The organism is Protofrankia sp. CiP1_Cm_nod3 (genome assembly GCF_982290655.1).
Window position 1 is genome coordinate 13,477 of record NZ_CEVIVD010000098.1, and the last position, 1,900, is coordinate 15,376.

General features: G+C 78.7%; 1 protein-coding gene. It reads right to left on the reverse strand.

The window, feature by feature from the left end:
• Positions 1-32: 32 nt before the first annotated feature.
• Positions 33-1,811: an amidohydrolase gene (locus AC5LUJ_RS17230; RefSeq protein WP_493465289.1), complete on the reverse strand. Its 1,779-nt coding sequence runs from the start codon at positions 1,809-1,811 to the stop codon at positions 33-35.
• Positions 1,812-1,900 lie beyond the last annotated feature (89 nt).

Consider the following 1,900-nt stretch of genomic DNA (forward strand, 5'->3'; position numbering starts at 1 on the left):
ACGGCTTCCTGCCGGAAGCGCTCCGGCGGGCCCTACAGCAGGTCGTGGATGATCGTGCCGCGCACGACCGTGCGTACGCAGGCCGGCGTGGGCCCGTCGAGATCGGGCAGGCCGGCGACGGCGGCGCGCGGGTCGGTGGACCATGCCGCGACGCGGGAGTCCGGTACCTGCACCACCAGCTCCCCCGTCACCCGCCAGACCGCGAACGTCGCGGGGGCGCCGGGGGCGAGCAGCCCGCTGCCGTCGCCGTCGGCCCGGGCCGCCCGCCACCCGCCCCTGGTCGCGGCGGCGAACGCCGCCCGGGCGCTCAGCGCCGCCGACGGTGTGCGGTGCGCGGCCGCGGCACGTACCCCGCCCCACGGGTCCAGCGGGGTCACCGGGGCGTCCGAGGACAGCGCGAGGACGACACCCGCGGTGGCCATCGCGGCGAACGGGTTCATCGCGCCCGCCCGGCCGGCGCCCAGCCGCTGGGCGTACATGCCGTCCCGGCCGCCCCAGCAGGCGTCGAAGGCCGGCTGCACGACGGCGGTCAGGCCGAGGCGGGCCATCCGCGCGATCTGGGCGGCGTCGGCCATCTCGCAGTGCTCGACGCGGTGCCGGCCGGCCAGGATCCGCGGCAGGCCGATCTTGTCGGCGGCCTGTTCGAAGCCGTCGAGGACGGTGTCGAGGGCGGCGTCCCCGATCGCGTGGAAGCCGGCCTGCAGACCGGCCTCGGCGGCCTGCACGACCGTCGCGGACACGGCGTCGACATCCAGGTGCAGCAGGCCCCGGTTGCCGGCGGCCTCACCGTCGGCCCCGGCACGGCGGCCGGTGCCCGCGCCGCCGGTGGGGGCGTCCGCGTAGGGGGCGCGCAGCGCGGCGGTGCGGGATCCCAGTGAGCCGTCGACGAACAGGTCGCCGCCGAGGCCGGCGCCGAGGGCGACGGCGGTGTCGATGTCCCCGGCCCAGTAGCCGTGGACGGCGGGGCCCGGTTCGGCGGCGGCGAGCGCGAGCAGGCCGGCGAGGTCGTCCGCGCTGGAGACCTCCGGCCCGGCCATCTCGTGCAGGGCGGCGATGCCGAGGGCTGCGGCCTGTGCCCGGGCCCGGCGCTGGGCGGACCGCCGCTGGCCGGCGGACACGCTGTCGTAGGCGGTGGTGCGGGCCGCGTGGTGGGCCTCGCCCCGGCACCGGCCGTCCCCGAGCCAGCCCGGCCGGCCGGGGGCGTCGCAGCGGGCCGCGAGCGTGGACGACACGACCGCGCTGTGGCCGTCGACGCGGGAGAGGTAGACGGCCGCGCCGCCGGCCGCCCGGTCGAGTTCGGCGGCCGTGGGCGCCCGGCCCTCGGGCCAGGCCGTCTCGTCCCAGTTGGTGCCGAGCACCACGTCGGTGGGCTGGCGCCGGACGTGCTCGGCCAGCTGGCCGAGGGCGTGGGCCAGGGACGGTGCCCCGGACAGGTCGAGCCCGTCGAGGGCGAGCCCGGTGGCGGTCACGTGCACGTGGGCGTCCACGAACGCGGGGGCGACCAGGGCGTCGTCGAGGTCCACGGTCTTCTCGGCGGCCAGTGCGCCGGCGGCCGCGTCCGAGCCGAGCCAGGCGATCCGGCCGTCCTCGACCAGCATCGCCGTCGCGAACGGGGACGCCGGGCTGTGGATCCGCCCGCCGCGGTAGAGGACGCGCCGGGCGCCGTGCGGCCCGGCTCTCCCCGGCCCGGCCGCTGCTTCCTGGGGGCCCGCCGCCCCGGCACGCGCTGCCCGGGTGCCCACCGGCTGTCCGTCCTGTCCGTTGTCGTTCGGCGGGCTGGCCGGGCCGGCCGCTTCTGGGTTCGACGACATGTCCGTCACACCTGAAAGTGTGCCCGCCCGCGACCGGGCCGGACGCCGTGGCTCACGACAGCCGGCCGTGTCGTCGGGAATCACGGCCG

Excerpts from the sequence above, each read along its gene's own strand:
- AC5LUJ_RS17230 (WP_493465289.1), bottom strand. The coding sequence starts at position 1,811 with ATGTCGTCGAACCCAGAAGCGGCCGGCCCGGCCAGCCCGCCGAACGAC.